14 protein-coding genes are annotated in these 15,391 nt (G+C 55.2%); 13 read left to right on the top strand and 1 reads right to left on the bottom strand.

Annotated elements, in window-relative coordinates; translation table 11 throughout:
- Window positions 1-73 precede the first annotated feature (73 nt).
- Both speE and sS8_RS10215 read left to right on the top strand, forming a co-directional pair.
- Window positions 74-922: a polyamine aminopropyltransferase gene (speE, locus tag sS8_RS10220; protein WP_119629560.1), complete on the top strand. Its 849-nt coding sequence runs from the start codon at window positions 74-76 to the stop codon at window positions 920-922.
- 59 nt (window positions 923-981) lie between these two features.
- A complete protein-coding gene (locus sS8_RS10215; protein ID WP_119629559.1) occupies window positions 982-1,245 on the top strand; it encodes a DUF4404 family protein in 264 nt (87 codons plus the stop codon).
- Between the two features lie 57 nt (window positions 1,246-1,302).
- Here sS8_RS10215 and mtgA read toward each other — a convergent pair whose 3' ends face one another.
- A complete protein-coding gene (gene mtgA / locus sS8_RS10210; protein WP_197716732.1) occupies window positions 1,303-1,992 on the bottom strand; it encodes a monofunctional biosynthetic peptidoglycan transglycosylase in 690 nt (229 codons plus the stop codon).
- A 150-nt stretch (window positions 1,993-2,142) separates the two neighbouring features.
- On the opposite strand from mtgA, the gene sS8_RS10205 reads away from it, so the two are divergent.
- From sS8_RS10205 to sS8_RS10160, 11 genes are all read left to right on the top strand, one after another.
- A complete protein-coding gene (locus sS8_RS10205) occupies window positions 2,143-5,055 on the top strand; it encodes an SNF2-related protein (protein ID WP_232020588.1) in 2,913 nt (970 codons plus the stop codon).
- Window positions 5,052-5,279, top strand: a complete 228-nt coding sequence (locus sS8_RS27625) for a hypothetical protein (protein WP_145986483.1) — start codon at window positions 5,052-5,054, stop codon at window positions 5,277-5,279. Before sS8_RS10205 ends, sS8_RS27625 begins: the two co-directional genes overlap by 4 nt.
- A complete protein-coding gene (locus sS8_RS10200; protein WP_170161027.1) occupies window positions 5,272-7,563 on the top strand; it encodes an AAA family ATPase in 2,292 nt (763 codons plus the stop codon). Before sS8_RS27625 ends, sS8_RS10200 begins: the two co-directional genes overlap by 8 nt.
- A gap of 4 nt (window positions 7,564-7,567) precedes the next feature.
- A complete protein-coding gene (locus sS8_RS10195; RefSeq protein ID WP_119629556.1) occupies window positions 7,568-9,265 on the top strand; it encodes a site-specific DNA-methyltransferase in 1,698 nt (565 codons plus the stop codon).
- Complete coding sequence (locus sS8_RS10190; RefSeq protein WP_119629555.1) at window positions 9,262-9,552, top strand: nucleotidyltransferase family protein; 291 nt, start codon at window positions 9,262-9,264, stop codon at window positions 9,550-9,552. Before sS8_RS10195 ends, sS8_RS10190 begins: the two co-directional genes overlap by 4 nt.
- Window positions 9,545-9,898, top strand: coding sequence for a HepT-like ribonuclease domain-containing protein (locus sS8_RS10185; RefSeq protein ID WP_119629554.1), 354 nt, complete (start codon window positions 9,545-9,547; stop codon window positions 9,896-9,898). Before sS8_RS10190 ends, sS8_RS10185 begins: the two co-directional genes overlap by 8 nt.
- Window positions 9,895-12,633 (top strand): DEAD/DEAH box helicase, encoded by a 2,739-nt coding sequence (locus sS8_RS10180; RefSeq protein WP_119629553.1) that lies wholly within the window; start codon window positions 9,895-9,897, stop codon window positions 12,631-12,633. Before sS8_RS10185 ends, sS8_RS10180 begins: the two co-directional genes overlap by 4 nt.
- Window positions 12,634-12,896: 263 nt before the next feature.
- Window positions 12,897-13,718 (top strand): ATP-binding cassette domain-containing protein, encoded by an 822-nt coding sequence (locus sS8_RS10175; RefSeq protein ID WP_119629552.1) that lies wholly within the window; start codon window positions 12,897-12,899, stop codon window positions 13,716-13,718.
- A 30-nt stretch (window positions 13,719-13,748) separates the two neighbouring features.
- A complete protein-coding gene (gene mlaE / locus sS8_RS10170; protein WP_119629551.1) occupies window positions 13,749-14,531 on the top strand; it encodes a lipid asymmetry maintenance ABC transporter permease subunit MlaE in 783 nt (260 codons plus the stop codon).
- A complete protein-coding gene (mlaD, locus tag sS8_RS10165) occupies window positions 14,531-15,019 on the top strand; it encodes an outer membrane lipid asymmetry maintenance protein MlaD (protein ID WP_119629550.1) in 489 nt (162 codons plus the stop codon). Before mlaE ends, mlaD begins: the two co-directional genes overlap by 1 nt.
- Before the next feature lie 24 nt (window positions 15,020-15,043).
- Window positions 15,044-15,388 carry an STAS domain-containing protein gene (locus sS8_RS10160; RefSeq protein WP_119629549.1) on the top strand — a complete coding sequence of 115 codons (345 nt, stop codon included), beginning with the start codon at window positions 15,044-15,046 and terminating at the stop codon, window positions 15,386-15,388.
- The last annotated feature ends 3 nt before the right edge of the window (window positions 15,389-15,391 follow it).

The raw sequence follows: 15,391 nt of genomic DNA, 5'->3' as shown, positions 1-15,391 counted from the left end.
TCGGTGGCCAAGCTCTTTAAAAAAGGTTGAATTATGTGGAAAATCGTCCGATTTTTCCATTGCGAGGAACACCATGCTGAGCGACGAAAACTGGTTTACCGAGGTTTATCCGCAACACGGGAGCGCGCTCTCCTTGAAGGTGACTGAAAAGCTCCACGAGGAGCAGACGCCGTTTCAGCGCATCGAGATCTACGAAACCGAGTGGCTGGGCACGCTCATGGTCATCGACGGCTGCACGATGGTGTCCGATCGGGATAATTTTCTTTATCACGAAATGATGACCCATCCGGCGCTATACACCCATCCGAATCCGGAAACCGTCTGGATCATCGGCGGCGGCGACTGCGGGAGCCTCAGGGAAGTTCTCAAACACCCGGAGGTCAAGCGGGCGGTTCAGATCGAGATCGACGAACGGGTGACCCGGCTCGCCGAGCAATATTTTCCGGAGCTGTGCGAATCGAATAGCGATCCGCGCGCCGAGCTGCTCTTCATCGACGGCATTCAGTGGGTGAAGGACGCGGCGGCCGAAAGCGTCGATCTCATTATCGTGGACAGCACCGATCCGGTCGGGCCGGCAGAGGGTTTATTCAACGAGGCATTCTATCGGGAGTGTTTCCGCTGCCTGCGCAAGGACGGGATTCTGATCCAGCAGAGCGAATCGCCGCTGTTCCACATGCCGCTGATCGAGGCCATGCACAAGACCATGCGGCAGGCGGGATTCCCGCAAACGCGTACTTTGTTCTTCCCGCAGTTCATTTATCCATCCGGCTGGTGGAGCGGGACCCTGGCGGGAAAATCGGATCTGACCCATTTCCGCGAGGCCGATGCCCGCAGCAAACCGTTCGCAGCCCACTACTATAATGCCGAAATCCATCAGGCGGCTTTCGTCGCGCCCGAGTTTTTCAGGGCGGTTTTGCCTTGAGCCGGCAACCGGCTGTGTTAGGATTTGCCGAAAACGACGGGTTTTGAGGAAAAGATCCCATGACTGAAAAAGAAGTAAGTGAAGCGCTTTTCAATCTGCGCAAAGAAATCGAACAATTGAGTTCGGCGGATTCTGAAACCAGGGTGCGGCTCGAGACCTTGCTGGCCGATCTCGAGCGGCAGCTCGAGGCATCGGAAGACGAACATCAGCTGCATCTGATCGAAGACCTGAAAGAAGCGATTTCGCAGTTCGAGGTCGAACATCCGCGTATCACCGGTATTCTCAACGAGTTGATGGTTGCTTTGAGTAACCTGGGGATTTGATCCTCTTCTGAAACGCTCGGCAAAGGCGGGTTTCGTCAAACCCGCTTTTGCCCGAATCTAGCTGTCGACATTCCGTAAATATTTCGTGCTTCCCAGTTGCTTCATCTGTCTTAGTATCCACACCCGCCGATGCATGACATAAGCCGAAGGCTTATCGGCGCGTAAGCGCACCGGGTTGGGCAGAACGGCGGCGAGCAGGGCGGCTTCGTTCGGATTGAGTTTCGAGGCCGATTTGGTGAAGAAGGCGTCCGCCGCGGCCGAAACGCCGTAAATTCCCTCGCCGAACTGGGCGATATTCAGGTAAATCTCCAATATCCGCCGCTTCGGCCACATCAATTCGATGAGCGCGGTGAAATACGCTTCCAAAGCTTTGCGGGCGTAGTTCTGCCCCGGATAAAGAAACAGGTTCTTGGCGACTTGCTGAGAAATCGTGCTGGCACCCCGAATGTGTTTTCCCTGCTGGTTATGCTTCCAGGCTCGGCCGATGGCGTTCAGATCGAAGCCGTAATGCCGGTCGAACAACTGGTCTTCGGCGGCGATCACGGCGACTTTCGCATAAGGCGAAATATCGTCCCAGGGAGTCCATCGGTAGCGCAGCTTGAATCCGGACTTCCCTTCGATAACCGCCAGGACTTGCGCGCGCAGCATGAACGCGCTGGTCGGCGGCGGAAGCCAGCGCAGCAGGGCGACGGGAATTACCGTCAGCGCAACGAACGTCAAGACGAGCTTGCGCAGGATGTTTTTCACGGTCGATTTCAAGGCTGTTGTTTTCAATGTCACAAGGCCGGGGCGGTGCCTCAAAGAATGCAAAAGCGCGGGACCTTGAGGGGCCGGGCGGGGAATGTTTCCGCCTATTACTCTAATGAACTGAGTAAAATTGGCAAAACCTGTTCACAAGTGAACGGCACCGGCAAAAACAAAGGGGAGGGGGTGCGTTTGATGACAACGCAGGTGCTCACACCGCATCAAAGCCAGTTCTATGCCTGGCTGCTGACGCGTCGCGCGGCGGGCGATACCGTGGAATCGCTCGCCTCTACGCTGGTCGACGCTCAGGTTGACCTCAATCCCCATCAGGTTGAGGCAGCCTTGTTTGCCTGCAAGAACCCATTGTCCCGTGGGGTCATTCTTGCCGACGAGGTAGGTCTTGGGAAAACGATTGAAGCCGGTCTTGTCATCGCGCAGCGCTGGGCCGAGCGCCGCCGCCGAATTCTGATCATTGTCCCCGCCAACTTGCGCAAACAGTGGCATCAGGAAATGCAGGACAAGTTTGGTCTGCAAGGCCTGATTCTGGAGGCCAAGAGCTACAACGCCATCCGTAAGCAGGAATGCCGAAATCCTTTTCTGACGTCTTCTGCGCCGATCATTTGTTCGTATCAGTTCGCAAAGACCAAAGCAGACGACATCAAAGGCATCGATTGGGACTTGGTGGTGCTCGACGAAGCGCATCGCCTGCGCAACGTCTACAAGCCAAGCAACGTCATTGCCAGAACGCTCAAGGATGCGCTGGCGCGCGTCCACTCCAAGGTGCTGCTCACGGCGACGCCGCTGCAAAACTCGCTGCTGGAGCTGTACGGTTTGGTCAGTATCATCGATGACCGGGTATTCGGGGATCTCGACAGTTTCCGGGCACAATTCAGCAGTCCGAGCAAGGTACAGTCCTTCGAGAGCCTCCGCGCCAGACTTGCGGGCATTTGCAAGCGTACCCTGCGCCGGCAGGTTCAACCCTACGTGTCCTACACCGCACGGCGGGCCATCGTTCAAGAATTCACCCCATCCGATGAAGAAAAGGAATTGTCGAGTCTGGTCGCCGACTACCTGCGGCGCCCCAATCTCAAGGCTCTACCCGAAGGGCAACGCCAGCTGATTTCCCTCGTGTTGTGGAAACTGCTCGCGTCCTCTACACACGCGATTGCCGGCGCTTTGGAAACCATGGCTAATCGTTTGCAAAAAGTACTCGATAAGGCGCGCGAAATACCTGACCTCGCCGAAGCGTTGGACGAAGACTACGAATCTCTGGATGAGACTGCCGACGAATGGGATGATCAGGGCAGTGGCGGAGAGTCCTTGCAACCGGATGAACGGGCCGCCATTGCGCAGGAGATCGAAGAGCTTCGACAATTCAAGGCACTTGCTACCAACATTCGTGACAACGCCAAAGGCAAGGCTCTGCTAACGGCCCTGGATCGGGCCTTTGCGGAGCTGGACCGTTTGGGTGCGCCGAAAAAGGCTGTGATATTCACCGAGTCCAGGCGGACGCAGGACTACCTGTGTTCGCTGCTCGCCGACACGAGCTACGGCGAGGGCATTGTCTTGTTCAACGGTACCAACAGCGATGCACGCGCTCAAGCCATCTACCAAGACTGGCTCAAACGCCACGCGGGCACCGATCGCATCACAGGTTCCAAGACGGCGGATACCCGCGCCGCACTCGTCGAACATTTCAAGGAACGCGGCACCATCATGATCGCTACCGAGGCGGGCGCCGAAGGTATCAATCTTCAATTCTGCTCCTTGGTCATCAACTATGACCTGCCCTGGAATCCGCAGCGCATCGAGCAGCGTATCGGCCGCTGCCATCGCTATGGACAGATGTTCGACGTCGTGGTCGTCAACTTCGTTGACCGGAGCAACGAAGCGGATGCTCGCGTTTATGAGCTTTTGGCGGAGAAGTTCCAACTCTTCGAAGGCGTTTTCGGGGCCAGCGATGAAGTGCTCGGCACCATTGGGTCCGGCGTCGATTTCGAACGCCGTATCGCCGAGATCTACAAAAACTGCCGCGATCCGGAAACCATCAAAGCCAGCTTCGAGCAGTTGCAGCTCGACTTGTCCGGCGAGATCAACGAGGCAATGGTCAAGACCCGCCAGCTTCTGCTGGAGAATTTCGATGAGGAGGTTCAAGAAAGATTGCGCATCCGTGCGGAAGATAGCCGCGCAGCACGGGGACGCTACGAACGCATGCTCATGGATCTCACTCGGGCCGAGCTGGGCGACTGCGCGGAATTCGATGACGACGGTTTCGTACTCCGGCGCTTGCCGGATAAGGAGATTGAAGGCGTTGCCCTCGGACGTTACGAGCTGCCCCGGCGCAGCGGCGATGCCCATCTTTACCGGCTCGGCTACCCACTCGCCGAATGGGTGATTCGTCAAGCCAAGAGCCGGCAATTGCCAGGCTGTCGACTCACATTCGATTACGATGCCTACGGCACTCAGGTCAGTACGCTCAAGCCGTATCGCGGGAAGTCGGGCTGGCTCACGGTCAAGCTGATCACCGTGGAAGCCTTGGGAAATCGCGAGGAACACTTGATCGTTGCAGCCAGCACGGTCGATGGTACCGTTCTAGCGGAAGACGATCCGGAAAAACTGTTGCGCTTTCCTGCACGAACCCAACCGTCAGCATCCCCCGCCGATGCCGACGAGCTTCTTTCGGCAGACGTGGAAGCTCGCAAACTCCAACTCCTCCGTGAGATCAACCAACGTAACCTCAGCTACTTTCAACAGGAGGTCGAAAAGCTGGATGCGTGGGCAGACGACTTGAAACTAGGGCTGGAGCAAGAAATTAAGGAAATCGACCGCGAAATCAAGGAAATCCGCCGTACCGCCGCTATCTCGCCGACGCTTGACGAAAAGCTACACTGGCAAAGGCGTCAGCGTGAACTGGAGGGCAAGCGCAATAAGTTACGTCGTGAATTGTTCGATCGTCAGGACGAGGTTGAATCTCAGCGTAATGATTTAATTGGACAGCTTGAAACGCAGTTACAGCAGAAGGTTACTGAAGAAACCTTATTTACAATTAAGTGGGAGCTGATATGAGTGAAACGAGTTCGCGATCAAAAGCGCCTTCGGAACTTCTCGCAGAACAAATTGCACACGAACTCGTAGATAAAGCATTAGTACTGGCTAACGATGCAAAAACAATGCAGAGGAGTTTAGCAGCCGGAAAATTAAAAGCTGAAGACTGGCGACTTCTAATCGAAAAAGCAATAGATAAGGGGGATGCGAATGACAAAGGGGGTAATACAATCACTAGTGATTGAACATTTGAGAGGGTCAGTCACACCTTTCAAGCTGTCCTTTGAAAAAGGGAAAAAGCTCTCTGTTATTTACGGTGAAAACGGTACCGGCAAATCTACAATATGTGATGCCTTTGATTTTCTTGGTAGGGGTAACGTGGGGTCTCTTGAGAACAGAGGTCTGGGAAGGACAAACAAATATTGGCATTCCATTGGGCGTACACCAACTGATGTATCCGTTAGGTTGGAAACATCAGATGGAAGCTGCAAAGCAACCCTAACCAGAACTGGCGTTGTCGTCGATCCAGAAGAGAAACGTCCTCGTGTTGAGGTACTACGAAGAAGCCAAATATTGAACCTCGTTGAGGCCAAGCCTGCCGATCGATACAACGCGATAAGTAGGTTCATTGATGTTTCTGGTGTCGAAGCTTCTGAAGCTTCACTTCGGCAATTAATTCGAAGTATAGAAAAAGATTTGGAAGTTGCAGTAGCCAGAGTTCAGGAAAACACTGAAACCATTCACAGATTTTGGGAACAAGCAGGAAAGCCAGGCTCCTCTGCACAAGAGTGGGCTACTAATGAGCTTAGTAACGACAATTCAGTTTTGGATAAGGCTAAGATCGCAATCGAATCTCTAAGGTTAGCTTACGATAAACTACTTTCTTATCCTGGCCAGTATCAAGAACAGTTAAATGCTTGCAATGATGCTAATGAAGCAGTTAGGCTTGCTGAGAGTAAGATTAATCTGCTCAATGAGCAGGTTGCGAGCGAGTATATCGAGGTATTTGAAATCCTCCAGGCAGCACACCAGCATTTTATTCGACATCCTTACCCTGATGTTTGTCCACTCTGTGAAAGTAGCGAGAATGTAGTTGACCTACCAGAAAAAGTTCGCAGTCGGATAGCATCGCAAAATCTTGCCAATCAATTGAGGTCGGCTCAGTCGGCTTTAAGATTGAAGCAACAATCATTAGTTGAGCAGAACCAAAAGCTTGACTATCTAAAAGAAAAAGCGCTTGTCGATGCTGAGAAATTTAAGCAGTCCGCTACCTGTGAACATCTACCAGATGGTATTGAACTACCTGTACTGGCATACCCAACTGATTTAGCGGAATGGAAAAATTGGCTAGCATCCGCTCCAAAAATCCTAGAAAAATGGAGAATAATCGCTGATGGATATGCTGACAGTAAAAAGTTTACTGGTACTTTGAAGGCTTCAATGGAAGCACTGCAAAATAGCAGTCAAATTAGACGAGAGCTGGAAGAGGTTCTGCCACGCCTAAAAGAGACTTTAAACATCATAGAGGATCAGCGGAGAAACTTTACGGATGGGGTTTTGCAGAAAATAACAGAAAACGTAAGTAGATTATACGAAGCAGTTCATCCAGGAGAAAAGCTTAACAAAATCAGTCTGGAACTTGATCCGGCAAAAAGAGCGTCATTGGAAATTGCCACGGAATTCCATGGCCTCAACGGTACACCGCCGCAAGCTTACTTCAGTGATTCGCATCTTGATACGCTTGGCCTCTGTGTCTTTCTTGCGTTAGCACAGATGGACAAACCAGAAGACACAATTCTGGTATTAGATGATGTGCTTGGCAGCGTGGATGAACCTCATGTATATCGGCTAATCGAAATGCTGTATTCAGAGGCTCTTAAATTCCGTCAATGTGTCATTACCACACATTATAAACCGTGGAAACAAAAACTTCGCTGGGGGTGGTTAAAGAATGGCCAATGCCAGTTTATTGAACTCACAAAATGGACACCAACAAGTGGTATTTCGCTGATTCGAAGCATTCCAGATATAGAGCGGCTTCGCGAACTACTTTCGGAGATTCCACCAGACCCGCAGTTGGTATCCGCAAAAGCCGGGGTAATTTTGGAGGCAGCTCTCGATTTTTTGACGTTGCTGTATGAATGCTATGTGCCCCGACGTACTGATGCACTCTATACATTAGGGGATTTACTACCGGCTATTGATAAGAAGCTAAGAACCGCTCTACGGGTGGAGCACAAGCAGGAAAACCCTGATGGAACAGTTTCATACATTGCGAAAAAACTTGCTCCTCACTTGGATGAACTCTCTAGGATTGCACAGGCAAGGAATGTTTTTGGTTGCCATTTCAATGCATTATCGTTTGAGCTTCTTGATTCAGATGCAATTAGCTTCGGCACCGAAGTTTTGGCACTTATAGATAACCTGGTTGACCATGAAGCGGGTTGGCCAAGAAACGCCAAGTCTGGAAGCTATTGGGCCACAGCGGGTGAAACTCGCCGATTACACCCACTTAAAAGGCCGAGTTGAACGAATGTCAGAACGAAAGAAAAAGCTAGAGCTCACTTGGATCGGTAAGGAAAAACGGCCTCGATTAGAGCCGCGCATCCTGCTCGAAGATCCGGAAAAGTCCTACCATGCCAAACACCGGGTTTCGGACAGCGACATTTTCGATAACCGGCTGATCTTCGGGGACAACCTGCTGGCGCTCAAAGCCTTGGAGCAGGAATTCACTGGCAAGGTCAAATGTGTGTTCATCGATCCGCCCTACAACACGGGCAGCGCCTTTACTCACTACGACGATGGACTGGAACATTCCATCTGGCTGGGGCTAATGCGCGACCGGCTGGAAATTATTCGGCGGCTGCTGGCCGAGGATGGTTCGTTGTGGATCACGATTGATGACAACGAATGTCATTATCTGAAGGTGTTGTGTGATGAGGTGTTTGGGCGAGCTAATTTTGTTGCGAATGTAATTTGGGAAAAGGCAGATTCGCCTCGCAACTCAGCCCGTCAGTTTTCCACTGACCATGACCATATTTTGGTGTTTTCCAAGAACCCTGATTGGAGTCCCAGGAAGCTGGAAAGAACTGAAGAGGCAAATTCGATTTACTCAAATCCAGATAATGATCCTCGTGGGCCTTGGCTGCCTGGAGATCCGTATGCCAATAAGCCTTACTCTAAAGGCCAATACTCAATTCAAGGGCCAACCGGACGAATCTTTTCTCCGCCACCAGGAAGATTTTGGCGGGTATCAGAAGAAAAGTTGCGGGAATTGGATGCAGATGGTCGCGTGTGGTGGGGGCCAACAGGCTCAGCAAGGCCAAGTATAAAACGCTACCTTTCAGAAGTAGGAAATTTGGTACCAAGAACAATCTGGTCAAAGGATGATGTAGGAAGCAATCGCACGTCCAAGAATGAGATGCGCCTGTTGTTTCCAGGAGCGAGTTCATTTGATACACCGAAGCCAGAACGGTTAATCGAACGCATGCTGAACATTGCTACCGATCCTGGGGACCTCGTCCTAGACTCCTTCGCCGGCTCAGGCACCACCGGTGCCGTGGCCCACAAAATGGGCCGCCGCTGGATCATGGTGGAACTGGGCGAACACTGCCACACCCACATCATTCCGCGCCTCAAGAAGGTCATTGACGGCGAGGACCCCGGCGGTATCACCAAAGCTGTGAACTGGCGAGGTGGCGGCGGCTTCCGCTACTACAAGCTGGCGCCCACGCTGATCGTCAACGACCGCTGGGGAAATCCGGTGATCAATCCCGAATACAATGCCGCAATGCTGGCGGAAGCGCTGTGCAAGTTGGAAGGCTTCACCTACGCGCCTTCGGAAACCCGCTGGTGGCAGCACGGGTTTTCTAGCGAGCGCGACTTCATCTACGTCACCACGCAAAATCTTTCCGCCGAGCAATTGCAGGCGCTTTCCGACGAAGTGGGCAGCGAGCAGAGCCTGCTGGTGTGCTGCTCGGCCTTCCACGGCGTGAACGCGGCCCAGGCAGCCGATCGCTGGCCGAATCTGACCCTCAAAAAGATTCCGAAAATGGTGCTGGCCCGTTGCGAGTGGGGGCATGACGATTACAGCTTGAACGTGTCGAATCTGCCCATGGCTACAACTTCTCCCCCGACCCCTCTTACAGCAGCGGACGAGGGGCGTCGAGCGGCTAAGCGCAAAGAGACCGCGCCTGGGCAGGGCGCGCTATTCGAGGAGGACAAGGTATGAAACGCGATCAGGCGCTATCGCTGCTGGCGCGCAGCAAGCCCGTGCTGGCCGAGCGTTACGGGGTTACTCGGCTGGCCCTGTTCGGCTCCACCGCGCGCGATACGGCGCGCCCGGACAGCGACGTGGACGTGCTGGTGGCCTTCGATGGCGCGGCCAGTTCCGCGCGCTACTTCGGCGTGCAGTTCTATTTGGAGGATACTTTGGGGTGCCCGGTTGATCTGGTCACGGAAAAAGCGCTGCGCAAGGAACTTCGCCCGTACATTGAGCGGGAGGCCGTCGATGTCTGACGCTACACCGCGCGAGTGGCGCTTTTATCTGGACGATATGATCGGCTTTGCGGAAAAGGTGCTGGCCTATACCCGCGGCCTCGATCAGGCGAGCTTCGAGGCCAGCGGGCTTAACTATGACGCCACGCTGCGCAATCTGGAACTGATTGGCGAAGCGGCGACGCACATTCCGGAATCGGTGCGACTGGCCCATCCGGAAATCCCATGGCGCATGATCGTCGCCACCCGAAATCGCCTGATTCATGGCTATCTCGGCATCGATAACGATACCGTGTGGAGCATCGTCCGGGACGACGTGCCGAATCTGCTGCAACAATTGAAGCTGATGCGGGAGAAGTCGGCATGAATCGGGTCTTTTACCATGTCAACGGCCGTCTGTCGCTTCGTCCGCCGCAAGCGGAATCGCTTTTGCGTCTGGTGCGCGCCATCGGAGCGTCGCCGGCGCTCTTGCGTCATGAGCGGGACGTCCCGGCCATCCTCGCCACGCTGAAAGCGGAGTTTCCAACCCTGGAGGACTTCGAGCGTGACTTTCCTTCGCTCTGTTTTGCCTTGGCGACCGGCGTGGGCAAGACCCGCTTGATGGGCGCGTTTATCGCCTACCTGCATCTGGCGCACGGGTTGAGCAATTTTTTCGTCCTGGCCCCGAATCTGACGATCTACAACAAACTGATCACGGATTTCACGCGCAACACGCCGAAGTACGTGTTCAAGGGTATCGCCGAGTTTGCCCAACAACCGCCGCTGATCATCACGGGCGACAACTACGACCAGACCGGCGCCGCCGTCGACGATCAGGCCTTGGGGTTCGGCCATGACGTGCGCATCAACATCTTCAACATTTCCAAGATCAACTCCGAGGTGAGGGGAGGCAAGGAGCCACGCATCAAGCGGATGAGGGAAGTGCTGGGTGATAGCTACTTCAATCATCTGGCAAATCTCCCCGATCTCGTGCTGCTCATGGACGAATCGCACCGCTACCGCGCACAGGCGGGCATGCGGTCGATCAACGAGTTGAAGCCGTTGTTCGGCCTGGAATTGACCGCCACGCCTTTCGTGGAATCCGCGCGCGGGCCGATACCGTTCAAGAATGTGGTGATGGATTACCCCTTGGCGCGGGCGATGGAGGACGGCTTCGTCAAGGAACCGGCGGTGGTTACTCAGCGCAATTTCGACGCCAAGGCGCACACGCCGGAAGAAATCGAGAAAACCAAGCTCGAAGACGGCGTGCGCCTGCACGAAACCACCAAGGTCGAACTGCTCACCTATGCCCGCGAGAACGGTGTCAAGGCGGTCAAGCCCTTCATGCTCGTGATCGCGCGCGATACCACACACGCGGCGCAACTCCTGGCGCTGCTGGAATCGGACGCCTTTTACGAAGGCCGCTATCGCGGCAAGGTGATCCAGGTGGATTCCAGCCGTACCGGGGCGGAAGAGGAGGAAATGATCACCCGGCTTCTGGCCGTGGAAAGCGTGGACGAGCCGACCGAGATCGTGATTCACGTCAACATGCTGAAGGAAGGCTGGGACGTGACCAACCTCTACACCATCGTGCCGCTGCGTGCCGCCAATGCACGCACGCTGATCGAGCAATCCATCGGCCGAGGTTTGCGTTTGCCCTACGGCAAACGAACGGGCGTGGCCGCCGTGGACCGGTTGAACATTGTCGCCCACGACAAGTTCCAGGAGATCATCGACGAAGCCAACCGTGGCGACTCGCCGATTCGTCTCAAGCAAGTCATTCTCGATGCGCCGAGCGCTGACGATAAGAAAGTCAGTGTGCAGGTCGGATCGGGGGCCATGACGCGGCTGGGATTGGCTGACACGCCTGTCGTTCCGGCGGCTTCCATCGACAACGGTACGATAGCCGCCTCTCCGTCGACTGCGCCAAGTCCGGTTTTCGAGACCGAAGCCGAGCGGCAAGTCGCGCGGATGGTGCTCGATGTCATTAGCCAATATGAAGTCAGGCGTGACCTGGTGCCCACCAGCGGCGCGTTGCTGAAGCCCGAAGTGCAAAAGGAAATCCTGGCCGAAGTGACCGAACGATTGAAGCCCGTTCAAGGCGACTTGCTGACAGGGATTGATGACCAAACTAGCGAGATCGATGTATCGGCCGTGGTGTCCAAGACTACGGAAGTCGTCGTACAACAAACCATCGATATCCCGCGTATTGTTGTCGTCCCGACTGGCGAAGTCACAACCGGCTTTCACCCGTTCAAGCTCGACGTCAGCCAGTTGCACTTGCAACCGGGTGAGCGCGAGATCATTGGTCAGATGCTGCGCACTAACGAACAGTTCACCTTGGCAGCGGAAATCGGGCTGAAGGAGCAGCGGCTGGAGGACTACATCGTTCATGCGCTTGTGGACTTCGATGATATCGATTACTTCACGCACGCCGACTTGCTCTACGACCTGGCAGGGCAAATGGTGCTACACCTCCTGAGTTATCTCTCCGAAGAGGAGGCTCGCAATGTGCTGGATCAAAACCGTTCCCGAATCGCTCGCGAAATTCACGCCCAGATGATGGCGCACTTCTGGGAGAAGGCGACCGAGTACGAAGTTCAGGTCAGCCGTGGTTTTACCGAATTGAAGCCCTGCAATTACACCGCTACGGCAGGGCAAACGGCGCATCACTTCCGAGAGACCGTCACCGAAACTAGCCGCATCAAGCAAATGCTGTTCGGTGGCTTTGCGCGCTGTCTTTACCCGCTACAAAAATTTGATTCCGACACCGAGCGGCGCTTCGCCATCATCCTGGAGCGTGATGCGCTGAAATGGTTCAAACCGGCGAAGGGCCAGTTCCAGATTTACTACAAGTTCGGCACGGAACAGCCGGAGTACATCCCTGATTTTGTCGCGGAGACCGATGCCGGCATCTATATGGTCGAAACGAAGGCCCGAGTCGATATCGATACTCCTGAGGCGCGGTCGAAGGCCGGCGCGGCCTCGCGCTGGTGCAGCCATGCTTCTCGCTACGCCGCGGACGTCGGCGGCAAGCCATGGAAATACCTTCTACTTCCGCACGACGGAGTCGTGGAGTCGAAGCGATTGGCGGATTTTTTGCGGTTCGAGGTAAAAGCGTAAGGTCCTGCCGAATGACTGATCGAGGGATGAGTAGTCAAGAATTGAACGGATCGTGGTGAGCCACCCCGCGCCCCGTCGCGCATCGCGTGGAATCGCCATGCGCTGTCGGGATTAATGAATGGGTGGCGTAGAAAGCCCGTCGCGGCGTTCACCGATTTTGACCGTGCGATCCGGGCTTCAGCGGCTCGGAAGTTGACTCGAACGCCGTAGCTGGCCAGAATACGCCATTTTTCCGACCGAATTAAGTGACGTTCCATCAAGGCATGAGTGGCAAGAATGCGGGTGACGAAGTTCTGGTTTCAATCAGAAATCTTACGTTCAGCCGTGGTAGCCGCAAGATTTTCGATGGCGTCAATCTGGATATCCCCAGGGGCAAAATTACCGCCATCATGGGGCCCAGCGGTACCGGCAAGACCACGCTTTTGAAGCTGATCGGCGGTCAACTGAGGCCGGATAGCGGTACGATCGCCCTGGACGGGCAAGTCGTGCATCAGCTGTCTGTGGGGCGGCTGTACGAACTGCGCAAAAAGATAGGGATGCTCTTTCAAACCGGTGCTCTTCTAACCGATCTCAGCGTTTTCGAAAACGTCGCGTTTCCGCTTCGGGAACACACCAATCTGCCGGAGTCCATGATCAGGACCCTGGTCTTGATGAAGCTGGAGGCCGTGGGATTGCGGGGCGCCCGCGATCTGATGCCAGCGCAGCTTTCGGGCGGCATGGCCAGACGCGTGGCCCTGGCGAGGGCGATTACGCTCGATCCGACAATGATCATGTACGACGAACCCTTCACCGGACAGGACCCGATCTCCATGGGAGTATTGATTAAGCTGATACGCGATTTGAACCGCGGACTGGGGCTCACAAGCATCGTTGTTTCCCACGACGTCGAGGAAACCGCGTCCATTGCCGATTACATCTATCTCATTTCCGAAGGAAGGGTGGTCGGGCAGGGTACGCCCGACGCGATTCGTGATTCGGAATCCTCTTGGGTCCGTCAGTTCATGGAAGGCTTGGCCGACGGTCCGGTGCCTTTCCATTACCCGGCACCCGATTATGCGGCCGACTTGCTCGGTCCGCCCGCCTGAAACCAGACCGCCATCCATCCGGAAATCGTCATGCTAGCCCCGTTCCAGCAGCTTGGAGACGCAACCCTCGGCATTCTGCAGAAACTAGGGCGGGCCAATTTGTTCATCTGCCATGTCGCAGCCGGGCTGCCCCAGATTCTTCGACGCATTCGCCTGCTTCTGGCCCAGGTTTATTCGGTGGGCGTGCTTACCGTCCTGTTGGTGAGCGTTTCCGGTTTGTTCGTCGGGATGGTGTTGGGCCTTCAGGGCTACAATGTGCTTTCCGATTTCGGGGCGGAGCAGACCCTGGGCATCATGGTGGCGGCTTCGCTGGTTCGGGAGTTGGGTCCGGTCGTCACGGCCTTGTTGTTCTCGGGGCGGGCCGGTTCCGCGCTGACCGCGGAAATCGGCCTGATGAAAGCGACCGAACAGCTTGCAGGCATGGAAATGATGGCGGTCGATCCGATCAGGCGCATCATCGCGCCACGCTTTTTCGCCGGTTGCGTCTCCATGCCTCTGCTGGCTTCGCTGTTCAGTATGGTCGGCGTCCTGGGCGGCTATTTCGTCGGCGTCGGGCTGCTCGGGGTGGACGAGGGCGCATTCTGGTCCCAGATGAAAAGCAAGATCGATTTTTATGACGATATCGTAAACGGTCTCATCAAAAGCGCCGTGTTCGGGGTTATCGTCACCTGGATAGCGGTGTTCGAGGGTTACGATGCCGTACCCACTTCCGAGGGGGTTAGCCGGGCGACCACACGCTCGGTCGTTTATTCGGCCTTTGCCGTGCTGGGGTGGGACTTCGTGCTGACGGCTTTAATGTTCGGGGGGGATTGATGCAGTCATCGAAAGCAATCGAGATCTGGGTGGGTTTGTTCGTCGCCGCCGGTTTAATCGCTTTGTTCTTCTTGGCGATGCAAGTAAGCAATCTGGCGGAATTGAAAAGCAACGGCGACAGCTACAAGATCGTCGCTCGCTTCGAAAATATCGGCAGCCTGAGGGTTCGGGCGCCAGTCTCGGTGGCTGGCGTCACGGTGGGGCGGGTCAGCGCCATTTCGTTCGACAATCAGACCTACGAGGCCGTGGTGGAGATGCGGATCGAGCCGAAATACGACACGCTTCCGATCGACACCAGCGCCAGCATACTGACCGCCGGATTGTTGGGCGAGCAATATATCGGTCTATCGCCCGGCGGCGCGGAGGAGTACCTGGCGGACGGCGACGAGATCGAGCTGACGCAATCGGCGATCGTGCTCGAGCAGATCATCAGCCGGTTTCTTTTTAATAAGGCGGAAGGCGGCGGGGCAGCCGCGCCGGCCGAGTAAGACCGTAAACGGGTAGCCGCCGTCATGGCCGAATCTTCTAATCCGTTCGCATTGGTCGACGAAGGTCGGGGAAACTACAGACTTAAAGGCGAACTGAGTTTTTCGACGGCGAAGGACGCGTTGAAGACCACTTCGACCCTGTTTGCGCCGGCGTCCCGGCTTTGCTTCGATTTGTCGGGCGTCAGCCGGGTCGATAGCGCCGGCGTCGCGCTTCTGTTGGAGTGGATGCGGCGAGCCGCGAAAGCTCGATCGGAACTCCGATATCGCCACCTTCCGCAGCATGTCAGGGAGATCGCTCGCGTCAGCGGAATCGAACACTTGATTTCGGCGGACTCGCCGGAACCCGTCGACCGGTCGGTCTCAGGTTAGTAT

Source organism: Methylocaldum marinum (assembly GCF_003584645.1).
GTDB classification, from domain to species: Bacteria; Pseudomonadota; Gammaproteobacteria; order Methylococcales; family Methylococcaceae; genus Methylocaldum; species Methylocaldum marinum.
Note: the sequence above shows the minus strand (reverse complement) of the source record. Positions and strands in the feature narration are given on the sequence as shown.